Source organism: Bradyrhizobium sp. 197, assembly GCF_023073375.1.
Taxonomy (GTDB): domain Bacteria; phylum Pseudomonadota; class Alphaproteobacteria; order Rhizobiales; family Xanthobacteraceae; genus Bradyrhizobium.
This window is the reverse complement of record NZ_JADPJJ010000051.1, coordinates 1-727: the sequence shown is the minus strand read 5'-3', so window position 1 is coordinate 727 and position 727 is coordinate 1. Positions and strand designations below refer to the sequence as shown.

Annotated in this window: 1 protein-coding gene; it reads left to right on the top strand. The window is 57.8% G+C overall.

From position 1 onward, the window contains the following. Positions 1-727, top strand: a 727-nt coding sequence (locus IVB27_RS10940; protein WP_247443518.1) for an AMP-binding protein, incomplete at both ends; no start/stop codon positions are given.

Here is a 727-nt window from a genome sequence, read left to right as displayed (position 1 = left end):
GAAGCTGCCGGCCTCGGATCCCGACCCGCGCGCGCTTGGCCTGACCTCGCGCCATCTCGCCTATGTGATCTACACCTCGGGATCTACCGGCACCCCAAAGGGAGTCATGATCGAGCATCGGGGCCTCGTCAACCTGGGGCTGGCTCAGATCGGGCTTTTTGGCGTTTGTTCAAACAGCCGAGTAGTGCAGTTCGCCTCCTTTGGTTTTGATGCGAGCGCTTGGGAAATTCTTATGGCGTTTGGTGCTGGAGCCGCATTGCATTTGCCTGCGGATGAGCTCCGTCAAGCGAGTAACAAGCTATCAGATTATCTGCGAAGCGAAGCCATAACACACGCGACGTTGCCTCCAGCCTTTTTCCAAGGAGACCGCAATCTGGAATATTTGGCGTCGCAATCTCTCATTCTTGCTGGAGAGCTGCCAAAGTCTGAACTCATTCGAAGGTTGCCTGCAACATCTATTGTCAACGCCTATGGACCTACCGAAACAACGGTCTGTGCGACGACCTGGAGTTACCCCTCTGATTTTGATGGGTCAGTTGTCCCGATTGGCCGTCCGATTGCGAACACGCGTGTGTATCTGCTCGATGGCCATGGCGCGCCCGTTCCGTTGGGAGCGGTGGGAGAGCTCTACATTGGCGGGGCGGGGGTCGCGCGTGGCTATCTGAACCGGCCCGAACTGACGGCGGAGAGGTTCTTGGCCGATCCGTTCAGTGGTGAGGTCGGCGCA